The 13,630-nt window shown below is 63.6% G+C and carries 10 protein-coding genes; 3 read left to right on the top strand and 7 right to left on the bottom strand.

What is annotated here, in order from left to right:
• Positions 1–47: 47 nt before the first annotated feature.
• From treY to ACFQ6H_RS15655, 3 genes are read right to left on the bottom strand one after another with little or no spacing between them, the layout of a single operon-like run.
• Entirely contained in the window at positions 48–2,414 is a 2,367-nt protein-coding gene (gene treY, locus ACFQ6H_RS15665) for a malto-oligosyltrehalose synthase (RefSeq protein WP_378647106.1), read from the bottom strand.
• A gap of 13 nt (positions 2,415–2,427) precedes the next feature.
• Positions 2,428–4,824 carry a glycogen debranching protein GlgX gene (gene glgX, locus ACFQ6H_RS15660; protein ID WP_378647104.1) on the bottom strand — a complete coding sequence of 799 codons (2,397 nt, stop codon included), beginning with the start codon at positions 4,822–4,824 and terminating at the stop codon, positions 2,428–2,430.
• A gap of 57 nt (positions 4,825–4,881) precedes the next feature.
• On the bottom strand, positions 4,882–6,174 hold the full coding sequence (locus tag ACFQ6H_RS15655; RefSeq protein WP_378449629.1) for an adenosylmethionine--8-amino-7-oxononanoate transaminase: 1,293 nt from the start codon (positions 6,172–6,174) through the stop codon (positions 4,882–4,884).
• 38 nt (positions 6,175–6,212) lie between these two features.
• Between ACFQ6H_RS15655 and ACFQ6H_RS15650 the strand changes: the two genes are divergently transcribed.
• From ACFQ6H_RS15650 to ACFQ6H_RS15640, 3 genes are all read left to right on the top strand, one after another.
• Entirely contained in the window at positions 6,213–7,358 is a 1,146-nt protein-coding gene (locus ACFQ6H_RS15650) for an 8-amino-7-oxononanoate synthase (RefSeq protein WP_378647102.1), read from the top strand.
• Positions 7,355–8,038 carry a dethiobiotin synthase gene (gene bioD / locus ACFQ6H_RS15645; protein ID WP_378647100.1) on the top strand — a complete coding sequence of 228 codons (684 nt, stop codon included), beginning with the start codon at positions 7,355–7,357 and terminating at the stop codon, positions 8,036–8,038. The genes ACFQ6H_RS15650 and bioD overlap by 4 nt, the downstream gene beginning before the upstream one ends.
• A 184-nt stretch (positions 8,039–8,222) precedes the next feature.
• A complete protein-coding gene (locus tag ACFQ6H_RS15640) occupies positions 8,223–9,638 on the top strand; it encodes a diguanylate cyclase (protein WP_378647098.1) in 1,416 nt (471 codons plus the stop codon).
• Between the two features lie 55 nt (positions 9,639–9,693).
• On the opposite strand, the gene ACFQ6H_RS15635 is transcribed toward ACFQ6H_RS15640, so the two are convergent.
• The 4 genes from ACFQ6H_RS15635 to ACFQ6H_RS15620 all read right to left on the bottom strand — a co-directional run.
• Positions 9,694–11,076, bottom strand: coding sequence for a tripartite tricarboxylate transporter permease (locus ACFQ6H_RS15635; RefSeq protein ID WP_317826397.1), 1,383 nt, complete (start codon positions 11,074–11,076; stop codon positions 9,694–9,696).
• A complete protein-coding gene (locus tag ACFQ6H_RS15630) occupies positions 11,073–11,564 on the bottom strand; it encodes a hypothetical protein (RefSeq protein ID WP_378547239.1) in 492 nt (163 codons plus the stop codon). Before ACFQ6H_RS15630 ends, ACFQ6H_RS15635 begins: the two co-directional genes overlap by 4 nt.
• Positions 11,565–11,643: 79 nt before the next feature.
• On the bottom strand, positions 11,644–12,612 hold the full coding sequence (locus tag ACFQ6H_RS15625) for a hydroxymethylglutaryl-CoA lyase (protein ID WP_378647096.1): 969 nt from the start codon (positions 12,610–12,612) through the stop codon (positions 11,644–11,646).
• Between the two features lie 5 nt (positions 12,613–12,617).
• Positions 12,618–13,630, bottom strand: a 1,013-nt coding sequence (locus ACFQ6H_RS15620) for a hydroxymethylglutaryl-CoA reductase, degradative (protein WP_378647094.1), incomplete at its 5' end; no start/stop codon positions are given.

Raw genomic sequence — 13,630 nt, 5'->3', positions numbered from 1 at the left:
GCGACGAAGTTCTTTTCGGGCGGAAATGTCCAGTCAGCGGAAATCGCTCAGCGCGCTCTTGTCAACAGCGCACAGGGCCCGGCGGCGAAAATATCTCGCGCATCCGCGGACGTGACGGGCCGTCCGCTCAAAGCATCGACCCAGACGCCGTCGGGCAGGTCGACTCGCGTATCTCGCCAACCATGCGCCGAGAGTCCGAGTGAATGCCGCGTCGCCAGAGCAACAATTCTGGCTGATTCGCCGACGGAGCCGCGCGAGAAGCCGACCAGATGACCGGACGCGGAACCTGAAGCGAAGATCGGCCGGTAGTCAGCGCGGTCGAACCACGAGGGATTCTCGCGCCGCAGAGTCAGCGCCGTGCGAACGAGGTGCAACTTTGCGGCTCCCGTCGCGTCGATCGTCGCGGCCTCGGCTTCGAGCAGTGATCGCCTCGCTCCGTAGTCGACAAGGCGCCGGTTGTCCGGATCGACCAACGAGTCCTCCCACAGCTCAGTGCCCTGATAGACGTCGGGAACGCCCGGCCCGAGGAGTTGAAGCAGCTTTTGGCCCAAAGAGTCCGACCAGCCGTGACGAGCGATCCGGCCGACGAACTCGCTGACCGAATCGCCGACCGGACCGTCGATCACCTCGTCGATCCACCGGTGCACGTCCGATTCGAAGTCGACGTCCGGATCGTTCCAGGAAGTCTTCGCGCCGGATTCGCGGACAGCCTTCTCCGCATAGGCGTGTATGCGCTCGCGCAGCTCGGGAACCGAGGCCGCGGAACGACCGTCGGCCGGCCACACACCGATGATGTTCTGCCACAAAAACAATCCGGTCAGTGGATCAGGGCTGGGGCAGACGTCTTCCCAGTCGCGAATCAGCCGGGACCACAGGGTCGGCACCTGAGACAGAACACCGATTCGCGCCCGGACGTCCTCGCCGCGTTTGGTGTCGTGAGTGGACAGACTCGTCATCGCACGCGGCCACTGCTTCGCTCGGTCTGCGTTGTGGAGATGGAATTCGGCGACGGAGACGGCAAGCGATGCCGGGTTGCCGCCGACTTCCTGACGCGAGACCAGGCGCGCCGTTCGATAGAAGAGTCGATCTTCGACGGACTTGGCCATGACGGCGCCACACACCTGCTGGAAGCGAACCGCTGCTTCACCGCCGTTGACCAGCGCTTGCGCCAACACGTTGAATGCTGCTTCATGCCCAGGGGCCAACTCGTGCATGTCTCCGACGATGCGTGCGGCCAAACCGGCAAGGGGGCTGTAGTCGGATCGATATACCGGCATCCGGGCGATCGCAACGACAACTGCGTCGTTCAGTTCGGCCTCACTGCAACGACTTCCGGTTTCGCGCTGGATGGCGCGCACGAGCCTGCGAACCTCGGGTGCCAGGTCACCGCGCCCGGTGTCGCGTTTGAACTGACGTTCGGTGTGATGCAACCATGCGCCGTCCCCGTCGTCGCCGGTCAAATCTGCAGAGAGTTCGGTCAACTCGAGTTCGGCGGCGGGATCGACGAAGATGCCGCCCAGTTGATTGAGTGCGTCGTATCCGGTGGTGCCGTCGATCGGGAGCAGTGGATCGAGTGGTTCGGTGTGGCCGAGGATCTTCTCGATCACAAGCCACTGCTCTGGTCCGAGCAGTGCCCGCAGACGCCCCAGATACTCTGCCGGATCGGCGAGTCCGTCCGGGTGATCGATGCGAACTCCGTCGATCAGTCCTTCGTCGACCCACGACTTCAGTTCCCGATGGCAGAGTTCGAAGACTCGGGGATCCTCCTGGCGCAGGGCAGCGAGTTCGTTGACGGCAAAGAACCGTCGGTAGTTGATGATTCCGGCGTTCCACGGGACGAGTCGGTACGACTGCCTGGCGTGGACCTCCTGTGGGGATCCGAATTCGGTCCCGGCCGCGACAGGGAAGCGGTGGTCGTAGAACGCGAGAAGTGTTTCCTCGCCATCTTTTTCGACAGTCAGGGCTTCGAGATCGTCCTGGCTGCCCAGTACCGGGAGCGAGAGTTTGCCGTTGGCTCCGTTGGCTCTGTTGTCCTCGGCCCAGTCGATGTCGAAGAAATCCGCGTACTCCGACCCCCGTCCATGCGTGAGAACGTCCCACCACCAGGCATTTTCGCGTGGTTTGGCAACTCCGACATGGTTGGGGACAAGATCGACGATCAGGCCCATTCCGTGTGCCCGGGCCGCATGCGAGAGCTCCACCAGGGCCTCGCGGCCGCCGAGTCCTTCGGACACGGTTGTCGGATCGGTGACGTCGTAGCCGTGCGTCGACCCGGACGTTGCCGTGAGGATGGGGGAGAGATAGAGATGCGAGGCCCCCAACGTCTCGAAATAGTCCACCAGTGCGGCCGCATCACGAAGGGTGAACGCGTCCGGGCGTAACTGCAGTCGGTAGGTGCTGGTTATCGGGGCCATGTGCACGTCTCCCTCAGGCGGTTCTGCGAAGTACCGTCAATGCTCGCGCTTTTACATCCAGTGTTGTGCCGGCTTTGATCACGGTGTCGCTCTCACCGGTCGGGACCGACGTGTCGAGCACGACGGTCCACTCCGACGCGTAGTCCGCGTTGGGGGTGGAGAATTCGAGATCCTCGTAGTGGGCGTTGAAACAGAGGAGGAACGAATCGCCGGTGACGCGCTCGCCGCGGTAGTTCGGTTCCGGGATCGCGTCGCCGTTGAGAAAGACAGCCAGCGACTTACCGAAACCGCTGTCCCAGTCGGCCGGAGTCATTTCCTCGCCCGACGGCGTAAGCCAGGCGATGTCGCGACTCTGATCGCCACTTCGAATGGGTCGGCCCTCGAAGAATCGACGACGCCGGAATACCGGGTTCTTGGCGCGCAAGGCAATTGCGCGCTTGGTGAACTCGACGAGGTCCGCGTTGGTTTCCGCGAGAGTCCAATCCATCCAGGACAGTTCCGAATCCTGGCAGTAGACGTTGTTGTTGCCCTGCTGAGTTCGACCCATCTCGTCGCCGTGAGCCAGCATCGGGGTGCCTTGACTGAGCATCAGCGTTGCGAGAATGTTCCGGCTCTGGCGTCCACGCAGTTCGAGAATCGCCGGGTCGTCCGTGGGGCCTTCGACGCCGCAGTTCCAGGATCGGTTGTGTGACTCGCCGTCGTTGTTGTTCTCGCCGTTGGCTTCGTTGTGCTTCTCGTTGTACGAGACGAGATCGTGCAGGGTAAAACCGTCGTGGGCGATGACAAAATTGATGCTCGCGCCGGGGCGTCGTCCGGTTGCCTCGTAGAGATCAGAGGAACCGGTGAGGCGGGAAGCGAACTCTCCCAGAGTTGCCGGCTCACCGCGCCAGTAGTCGCGGACGGTATCGCGGTACTTGCCGTTCCACTCGGTCCACAGGCCGGGGAAGTTGCCGACCTGGTAACCGCCTTCGCCGACGTCCCACGGTTCGGCGATCAGCTTCACCTGACTGACGATCGGATCCTGTTGCACCAGATCGAAGAAGGCGGAGAGTCGGTCCACGTCATGCAGTTCACGGGCGAGTGTCGAGGCGAGGTCGAAGCGGAAACCGTCGACATGCATTTCCGTGACCCAATACCGCAGCGAGTCCATGATCAGCTGCAGAGTGTGCGGATGACGGGCGTTGAGGCTGTTGCCCGTTCCGGTGTAATCCATGTAGTGCGCTTCGTCGCCGTCGACCAGGCGGTAGTAGGCGGCATTGTCGATTCCGCGGAAGCTGATGGTCGGCCCCATGTGGTTGCCCTCGGCGGTGTGGTTGTAGACCACGTCGAGGATCACTTCGATACCCGCCTGGTGGAAGCTACGCACCATGGCCTTGAATTCCGCTACTGCTGCATCGGGTTTTGCTGCCGAGGAGTAGTCGGTGTGCGGAGCGAGGAAGCCGAAGGTGTTGTAACCCCAGTAGTTTCGCAGCCCCTGGTCGAGCAGCACCTGGTCGTGCATGAACTGGTGGACCGGCATCAGTTCGATCGCCGTGACACCCAGATTGGTGAGGTGCTCGATGATCACCGGATGCGCGAGTCCGGCGTAGGTGCCGCGCAACTCCTCCGGAACTCCGGGGTGCGTGGCGGTCATGCCCTTGACGTGCGCTTCGTAGATGACCGTCTCGTGGTACGGACGCTTCGGTGAGCGGTCGGATGCCCAGTCGAAGAACGGATTGATGACGACGGTCGACATCGTGTGACCGAGCGAATCATGTTGGGGGAAAGGGATGGTGGCGGGTTCGTCGACCAGCGGTTCCGGGTCGAAGGGTTCGGGGTCGGAGCCCAGGGCCTCGTCCGACTCTTGATCGCCGGTGGAGCCCTCGTCTTCGTCCTCGAGGTCCACCTCGGTCGATGTAGCTTCAGTCGACACGCCTTCAGTCGGTTCAGCTTCGGCCGATTCGGCTTCCGAACTCGTCTCGTCGGTAGCTTCTTCCGACTCCACCGCAGGAGTGTCGTCGTCCGCCGAAGGTTCGGGATCACCCGCCGACTCCACGTCGTAGGAGAACAGCGAACGGTCTCCGTCGAAGTCTCCGTCGAACGCTTTTCCGTACGGGTCCAGCAGGAGCTTGCTCGGATCGCATCGCAGCCCTGCCGCCGGATCGTACGGCCCGTGCACGCGGTAGCCGTATCGCTGACCGGGGGATACCGACGGAAGGTACGCATGCCAGACGTAACCGTCGACCTCGTCCATCCTGATGCGGGTTTCGGTTCCGTCCTTGGCAATCAGGCACAGTTCGACAGCTTCGGCGACCTCGGAGAAGAGCGAGAAATTGGTTCCCGCGCCGTCGTAGGTTGCACCGAGTGGGTACGCACTGCCAGGCCATACCGGGATGGGAGTGGCTGAGGGCGCGCTCGGCGGTTGATCCATGAATCAGACCCTATCGGGTGCAGCCGATCGAATCTCGTCGACTGTCTACGCCGCTGATCACCGTTTTGCCTGGCTGCGGGCGGTTGCAAGCATTCCGGCTGTGATCTGTTCCACCTCTGCCTCCGAACAGAGGTAGGGAGGCATCGCGTAGACGAGGTTTCGGAACGGTCGTAGCCAGACGCCGGCGTCGACGGCTGCATCGGTCGCGCTCTGCATGTCGACCGGCTGCTCGAGTTCGATCACTCCGATTCCGCCTTTGACGCGGACGTCGACGACCCCGGCAATGGTGACCGCTTCGGCGAGGCCGCGAGCGAGACCATGTTCGAGGGCAGCGACATCGCGCCGCCAGTCCATCGCGAGCAGGAGTTCGGTCGACGCGACCGCGACGGCGCACGCAAGTGGATTGCCCATGAAGGTGGGGCCGTGCATCAGCCCGCCGCCCTCACCGGCGGTGATGGTCTCCGCTATCTCCGTGGTGCACAGCGTTGCCGCCAGACTCATGTATCCGCCGGTCAGTGCCTTGCCGACGCACATGACGTCGGGACTGACGCCGGCGTGATCGGCGGCGAACAGCTCTCCGGTGCGTCCGAATCCGGTGGCGATCTCGTCGAAGACCAAGAGGACTTGGTACTTGTCACAAAGGTTACGTAGGTCGATCAGGTACGCGGGGTCGTGGAAGCGCATTCCGCCGGCGCCTTGGACTACCGGTTCGACGATCACCGCGGCCAGCTCGTCGTGATGCTCGGCCAGTAGCGCTTCCAACTCCTGCACGTACTCGGGGAGATAGTCCGCCGGGGGTGTCTGGGCGAAGACCTGAGGGCGAAGGACGTCGGTCCAGAGAGAGTGCATGCCGCCGTCGGGATCGCAGACGCTCATGGGGGTGAAGGTGTCACCGTGGTATCCGCCGCGCCAGGTCATCAAACGATTTTTCGACGGCTTTCCGAGGCTCCGCCAGTACTGCAGGCACATCTTGACTGCGACTTCGACGGCCACCGAACCGGAATCGGAGAGGAACACCTTGTCGAGGTGAGGTGGTGTGATGTCGACGAGCATTCGCCCGAGGCGAGCGGCGGGTTCGTGCGTCAGTCCGCCGAACATGACATGGCTCATCTTGCCCAGCTGCCGCGCGGCGGCGGCGTCGAGCACGGGATTGCGGTAGCCGTGAATGGCGGCCCACCACGAGCTCATTCCGTCGACGAGTCGCCGGCCGTCGGAGAGCGTGAGGGTGGCCCCCTGGGCAGAGTCGACGATTAGCGGACGAGTCGACGCGGGAAACGATCCGTACGGATGCCAGAGCACATCGGCATCGATGGCGGAGACGTCATGAGGATCAAGTCCGGTTGTGAGCACGGATGCACCCTAACCATTGAGTTGAACGGTGTTCAAGTATGGTCGGAAAAGTGAACACCTCGCTGAATTGGCTCACTGCCGTCGAAGCGGACCGTAGGGCCGCTGGACTGCGCCGCGAACTCCGTCCGCGCACGGTCGACTCCCCGCTGATCGACCTGGCGTCGAACGACTACCTCGGACTCGTGCGGCACCCCGACGTGATCGAGGGTGCTACGGCGGCGCTGCGCCGCTGGGGCGCAGGCGCCACGGGTTCGCGTCTGGTCACCGGCACCACCACCGAACACGAACTGCTCGAAGTCGAACTGGCCGAGTTCGTCGCGGCGGACTCCGGTCTCGTGTTCTCCTCTGGATACGCCGCCAATCTCGGCGCGGTGACGGCCCTCTCGGGGCCCGGGTCGTTGATCGTCTCCGACGCGGGATCGCATGCCTCGCTCGTGGATGCCTGCCGACTGTCACGCGCTCGGGTAGCCGTTGCCCCACATTCGGACGTGAACTTTCTCGCCGACACGCTGCGCGCCAGATCCGAAGAGCGAGCGCTGGTCGTCACCGATTCGGTCTTCAGTGCCGACGGAGATCTCGCTCCGCTGCGGGAGATGCATCAGGTGTGCCGCGAACACGGCGCGATTCTGCTGGTCGACGAGGCGCACGGCATCGGTGTGCGCGGTGCCGGTGGACGCGGACTCGTTCACGAGTCGGGCCTGGCCGGTGAACCCGACATCGTCGTGACGGCGACGTTGTCGAAGTCGCTCGCCAGCCAGGGCGGAGTTGTACTCGGCGACAACAAGATCCGCGCGCATCTCATCGACGCGGCAAGAACGTTCATCTTCGACACCGGTCTCGCCCCGGCTGCCGTCGGCGCGGCCAGGGCTGCACTCGCCGTCCTCCAGCGCGAGCCGACGCGAGCGCTCGACGTCCTTGCCCGGGCGACCGAACTCGCCGACGTCACTGGGGCCCCATCGCCTGAATCTGCCGTCGTCTCGGTCGTTCTCGGTGATCCGCAACGGGCGTTCGATGCCGCGTCGGCGTGCCGGGACCAGGGGCTGCATGTCGGATGCTTCCGGCCACCGTCGGTTCCGGAAGGAACGTCGCGCTTGCGCCTGACTGCACGAGCAACGCTGTCCGCTGCCGAAATGGAGCAGATCTCACTCGTACTGCGCGAGGTATTGGCAGGTGCCCGCGCATGAGCATTCTCGTAGTGACCGGAACGTCGACCGACGTGGGGAAAACAGTGGTGACGGCAGCACTGGCCTCGGTGGCCCTGCAGTCGGGTAAGTCGGTCGCTGTGCTCAAACCGGCGCAGACCGGCGTCGACGTCGACGGTGCGGGTGATCTGGCCGAGGTCGACCGTCTGACCGGTGGCGGTGTGACACTGGTCGAGTTGGCGCGGTATCCCGAACCTTTGGCGCCGGATACTGCTGCGCGCAGAAGTGGTCTCCCGTTGTTGGCGATCGACGACGTGATCCGGGTCGCTTCCGACCTGGACGCCACTCACGACCTGACTCTGATTGAAGGCGCCGGCGGCTTGCTGGTCCGGTTGGGGACGGACGGATTCACCGCGCGTGATCTTGCCGCGGCTTTGTCAGCGCCGGTCTTGCTGGTGGTTGCCTCCGGCCTGGGCACGCTTAATCACACTGCTCTGACAGTGGAAGCGCTCGGGGCATCCGGCGTTGACTGCGCCGGGTTGTTGATCGGTTCGTGGCCGCAGGAACCGGACCTGGCCGAGAGGTGTAATCGCGAGGATCTGGTCTCGGTCAGCGGCGTCCCCCTTGTCGGAGCAATGCCGGCCGGTAGCGGCAGCGTGAGTGCCCGAGAGTTTGCTCAGACAGCTTGGGCCGCGCTCGGCAAGTCTCATTTGGCCAACTAGAGCCGTAACGTCCGATTTGTCTGCATCGATAGCCAAGGCACAGCGGGGCGCCTTGAATTCGGCGTCCCTCGCGTACGATTCCGGTCGGTATATTTCGGCCGGCGTCTTGGGCGACCCAGAGTCCTGGGCCCGAGTCACCCGATCGTGGTTGTCGAATTGTGAGTTGGTCAGTCGAATGTAGGTGGTGAGTACGGTCGGAAGATTGTCGTCATCGGCCGTACGCCGCGCAGTGCTCATCGGTGTTGTCGTCTTCGTCTCGTGCCTGGTCGGAATTCTGAGCCGCCAACCCGGCACGCTTGCTGTCTTCTGGCCGGCCAACGCGCTGCTGCTCGGGATTCTCTTTCGGTCACCGCGTTCCGCGACACCGCTCACCTGGATCTGCGCAGTGGCAGGTTATGTCGGAGCCGACCTGATCACCGGCGGGGCGTGGGAGTCCACGGTGTGGCTCAACGCGGCCAACATCGTCGGGGTCGCGAGCGCCTTCTACGCCTTTCGCTGGGTTGACGGTGAGGATCGTCGTCTGACCAGTATTCAGTCTGTCGGATATCTCGTGTCGATGACGGTCGTCGGCGCGTCGATGGCAGCGCTCGTCGGCGGAATCGCAAACCGCGTGCTGTTCGGCGGACAGTGGTGGGACGGCTGGTTGCTCTGGTTCTCGAGTGAGTTCGTCAACTACATGACCATCGTCCCACTGGTGCTGACGTTCCCCTCGCTTCGGCGAGTTGATCGAGACCCGAAAGCCGTTGCTGCACTTGTGCGTCGATCGCTCGTTCCGACAGCGCTCCTGGCGGTCTGCATCATTTTGGAGTGGGTGATCGGCGGCGCCGGAGCGATCGCGTTCGCCATGCCCGCGCTCGTGACTGCAGCCTTGCTCACCAATGTTTTTGTCACGTCGATGCTCACAGCCGTATCAACTGCCTGGACGTTGGTGCTGACGGCCGACGGTCATCTCGGATTGTCCAGCGAAGGCCTCTCGCCCGTCAGCGCGTCGGTCCAGATCGGATTGTCGCTGCTGGCGGTGGCGCCGATCGCGGTGGCATGTGTGATCCTCGAGCGCCGCCGCGCGCTCGAAGCGCTGACACAAGCCGTGACCCACGACGATCTCACCGGTGCGTTGCGTCGGGACGAGTTCTTCCGGCGAGGCGGCGGCGTGACGGGTGCGACCGATCCGCGTCGACGCTCCGGACGTCCGGTCAGCGTCCTGATGATGGATCTGGATCACTTCAAGCTGGTGAACGACAACCTCGGTCACCGCGCCGGCGACACCGCGTTGGTGAGTTTTGCCGACCAGGTCCGGCGGAACCTCGACGACAAGCATCTGTTCGCCCGCTTGGGCGGCGAGGAGTTCGTCGTTTTGATGACAGGTGTCGATCTGGAAGGTGCAACCGCAACGGCCGAGATGATTCGACGCGCGCAGGCGGAGAATTCGTCAGCAGTGTTGGGCGACCTCGGGCCGACCGTCAGCATCGGTGTCGCGTGTTCACCCCACGGCGACGCGGATCTGACGCAACTGGTCGACGGCGCCGACGAAGCCTTGTACGAAGCGAAGAAACTCGACCGGAATCGAACGGTCTCGCTGACGCTCGGAGAAGTCACGTAACCCGTGCGGACCCGCAGTGTTTGCAGGTCCGCACGGGCCGGTGGTGTCGAGCGATTCAGAAGAGGTTGATCAGTGCCGGAACGCTGAACAGGGCGACGTAGTAACCCATGAACAGGACACCGCCGTGAATCTTGAACAGACGCCCGAGAAGGCCACCGACCAAGCCGACGGTCACGGTGATCAGGAGGCCCAGGATGCCGCCCTCCCAGATGCTGATGACGACGACGAGTCCCGTGAACACCGCGATCACAGCTTCGTGACTGATGTGCTTGACCACCGCTGACGCTGCGCGGTACGCGTAGTTCATGGCGAACGGATATGCGATGACCGTTGCCGTGACCACTGCCAGCAGGCCGTAGAGCAGGAACTCCCACTGCGTCAGGTACGTGGAGAGATTGTTGATCACTCCGGTTTCCTGATTGGTCTCGAAGACCGGCGGAGCGTTGAAGAGAGGTGCCGCGGGACCTGCCGCGAGCGGGCTGAGCGGAAGGCCGAACGCGACGAGCGGGATGAGGGTTTCTGCGATGTAGGTGGATTCCGTCGTACCGTTTTTCGCCGAGACCATCGTGGTCAGACGATGATAGCCGTTCTTGATTCGCGCACCTACCAGCTCACCCATCAGAACGGTCATGGCGACGGGGCTGAAGACGAACGTTGCGCTCGATACCGTGGAAGCGGCTGCGGTGTAACCGATCTGCTTGCGATCGAGGACCTTCAGGGGATTGGGGAAGTATCCCTTCCATCCCTTGATGTCCGGGGCCAGTGCAACAGTTTTGGGTTCACTGCGCTCCATGTCCTTACGGGTCGACGGACCCAAGGTCAGTGCGAGGTCCGCGATCAGCGGCCCGACTGCGATGGCAAGGAAGTAGCTGATGTTGAGCGACACATCGTAATTCGACGTCAACGCGCGGGCGCCGAGGATCAAGATCACGAAGGGAACGAGAGCGACGACCCCGGCCCAGCGGCCCGGCGAGGCGTAGGCGATACCGATGGCGGCGACCAGGAACAGCCAGGGTGCTATCGATTGAACGGTATCGGCGAACGGCGCGAGGATGGTCGCGAACAGCACGGCAACCGGCACAGCGACGAACGCCGAGATCACCGCTCCCGAGATCGCCTTGCGGAGTGCGATGTGCGGGATGCCGAGTGAGCGCATCATCTGCGCCTCCGGCAAAAGCGGAATCGCCATCGTGTCACCGGGAATGCCCAGCAGCATCGTCGGCACCGCGTGCGTCATGTGTTTGGCGATCGCGCCGGAGAGGAAGAACGTGAACACCGCGGCCGGGGGAGCGCCGAGCAGGATCACGAGCAGCGTCAGTGGCGCGATGGTGGCGGTCTCGTCCGTGCCGGAAATCAATCCGATGAACGTGAATGCGACCGCGCCGATGATGCCGAAGAGAACGGCAATCAGAATTTCGTTGGTCAGGACCGAACTCATGCGCGCCCACCGTCCTTCGGTGCGTTCGAGGCCGGTGCGTGCTCGGCCTCGGCGGCGGCGAAATGGTCGTACAGACCGAGTTCGCGAAGTTCCTGTTGGCTCTGTTCCGGAATGTCGGCGAGAGTGCCCAGACCCTGGCGTTGTTCACTCATCATCGTGATGACGCCGTCGATCGACTCCGCGTCGGCGGCTGCCAACGCGACTATCCTCTTCGGCTTGATGAAGATTCCGCAGACGACGCCGGCGAGCAGGCAGGCCGCGATGCCGACCAGCAGGCTGTACGCCTGGGCCAACGACGGTTCACTGACGACCCGTTCGAACAGTGCCTGGGCCGCGAGAAGGGCCGAAGCGCCGACGACACTGCCGACCAGGACGGAGATCGCGAGGTGTCGACCGTTGACGGTGTCGCCCCAGACTTCGAGGTACGTCTGCTGCTCGGTCGGTTCGGTGGTGGTGGTCGGCGTCGTTGCCGACTGCGGTGGTGACATCAGTTTTCTCCAGTGTCATGCATGGCGAGAGGCTTGCGAGGTGGGGGACTTGCGAGATGAGGGGCTTGCGCGACGAGTGTCAGGTGCGTGCTGCGCGGAGGGCGCTGACAACTCGGGACGGACTCGGGTGTCCGATCTGTTCGGCCATCCAACTGCTTGTGTCGGTAAGGGAATCCAGGTCGATGCCGGTGTCGATCCCGAGGCCGTGGAGCATCCACACCAAGTCCTCGGTGGCGAGATTTCCGGTCGCGCCCTTGGCGTACGGGCACCGTCCGAGACCGCCTGCGGAACTGTCGAATTCGGAGACACCCGCAGTCAGCGACGCGTAGACGTTCGACAGTGCCTGGCCGTAGGTATCGTGAAAGTGCATCGCGATCTGCGAAGTGGGGATGCCACGTTCGCGGATCGCACCGAGTAAGGCGAGCACATGGCCAGGCGTGCCGACGCCGATGGTGTCGCCGAGAGAGAGCGAGAGGGCACCGCAGTCGATCAAGGCTTTCGCGATGTCGGCGACACGCTCGACGGGCACTGCGCCTTCCCAGGGGTCGCCGAAGCACATCGAGATGTACCCGCGGACGGGAAGTCCCAGGGCTCGCGCGGCGGCAGTGACCTCGGCGGCCGCGGCGATTGCGCCGTCCACCGTAGAGTTGAGGTTGCGTCTCGCGAATTCTTCTGTGGCGCTGACGAATACGGAAACTTCGCTCGCCCCTGCGGCAACGGCCCGCTCGAGACCTTTGCGGTTCGGGACAAGGACGACCGTGCGTACCGAGTCCGGTAGGTGCAGCCGACCCATCAATTCTTCCGCGTCGGCAAGTTGCGGGATCCATCGAGGCGAGACGAAGCTCGTCAATTCGACGGTGCGGGAACCGGCCGCGACCAGACGTTCGATGAACTGGGCCTTCGTCTCGGTCGGGATCACTGCCGTTTCGGCTTGAAGTCCGTCGCGTGGTCCGACTTCGTAGACCCGGACCGCGGTCGGTAGACCCGTCGCCGACACTCGATGAGGCGCCGGCTTCCACACTGGTGATCCTGCAACTGTTTCGGTCATCGTGGTCAGTTTCCGCCGCGGATCTCGGCGAGAACCTTCTCGGCATGCTCGACGCGAATGCTCTTGTCCGCGATCAGGCGTGCAACCACGGCGTCGATCTCGCTCTTCTGGGCTCCGGCGGTGGCAGCGATGTTGCGGGCGTGTAGTCCCATGTGCCCGCGCTGGACACCCTCACTGGCGAGAACGCGGACAGCGGCAAGGTTCTGCGCGAGGCCAACTGCCAGAATGATGCCGGCGAGTTCTTCGGCGCTCTCGACGCCGAGCATCTTGATTGCGGCCTGCGCTACCGGGTGCACCTTGGTGGCGCCGCCGACGAGGCCGACCGGCATGGGTAGCTCGAGGGTGCCGACGATGTTGCCGTCGGCATTCTTCTCGAAATGCGAGAGTGAGGAGTAGATTCCGTCGGCGTTGACTGCATGGGAATGGCACCCGGCTTCGACTGCGCGCGTGTCGTTTCCGGTCGCCAACACCACGGCGCTGATGCCGTTCATGATGCCCTTGTTGTGTGTCGCGGCGCGGTAGGGATCCAGCTCTGCCAAGCGTGCGGCATGGATCAGGTTGTCCACTACCTCTGCACCGCCGATCAATTCGGCGTCGAACACGGCACGAACGCGCGTCAGCCGCAGATCTGCCTTGTTGGTGAGAATGCGAAGAACGACGTGCCCGCCGCCGATCTCGGCTACTCGATCCGCGATTGCCTCTGCCATCGTGTTGACTGCGTTGGCGCCCATCGCATCTCGTACGTCGACGTGAAGGTGGAGGACGACGTAGGCGGCCTTGTCGGAGGATACGATGCGAACCGAAATGTCCTTCACGCCACCGCCGACGCTGACCAGCTTCGGGTCCTGCTCGTTGGCGAGTGCAATGATTTCTTCCCGTGCCTCGAGGAGTCGGATGCGGGCAGCTGCCGGATCCACGACGTCGACGAGTTGAATCTGGGCTTGCATGATCGGCTGGGTGCTCGAGACGTGAAAGCCCCCGAGTCCGCGTGCGATGCGAGCAGCGTTACTCGCAGCGG

The organism is Rhodococcus sp. NPDC056506 (assembly GCF_042794945.1).
In the GTDB taxonomy this organism is placed as follows: domain Bacteria; phylum Actinomycetota; class Actinomycetes; order Mycobacteriales; family Mycobacteriaceae; genus Rhodococcus_F.
This window is presented reverse-complemented; position numbering and strand designations above follow the sequence as displayed.